Source organism: Flavobacterium aureirubrum (assembly GCF_038739835.1).
GTDB lineage: Bacteria > Bacteroidota > Bacteroidia > Flavobacteriales > Flavobacteriaceae > Flavobacterium > Flavobacterium aureirubrum.
The window spans coordinates 1-297 of record NZ_JBCGDO010000129.1 but is presented as its reverse complement, the minus strand read 5'-3'; the positions used below and the strand labels follow the sequence as shown (position 1 = coordinate 297).

Here is a 297-nt window from a genome sequence, read left to right as displayed (position 1 = left end):
AAGCTTTTTTTCAAGTCTTTGATTTCAATAATGGGATTAGATTTATTATAATTTTTACTCATACAATCATCCGTAAAAAATATTGGTAACAAAAACAGCGATAAAATCGATTATAAAAAGCAGAATTGAGGTATAAACGACGGCGGAATTAGCGGCTAAACCCACGCCTGCAGTTCCTTTTTTGCAGTTATAACCTTTGTAACAACCTACTAAACCAATAGAAAAACCAAAGAAAAATGTTTTTATAGTTGTAGGGATTAAGTCGCTAAAAACTAAGGCGTCAAAAACTTGGTTGAA

The 297-nt window shown here is 31.6% G+C and carries 1 protein-coding gene; it reads right to left on the bottom strand.

What is annotated here, in order from left to right; all coding sequences use genetic code 11:
* Positions 1-66: 66 nt before the first annotated feature.
* Positions 67-297: ABC transporter permease (locus tag WFZ85_RS16230; protein WP_342697280.1), on the bottom strand; the 231-nt coding region annotated here is incomplete at its 5' end.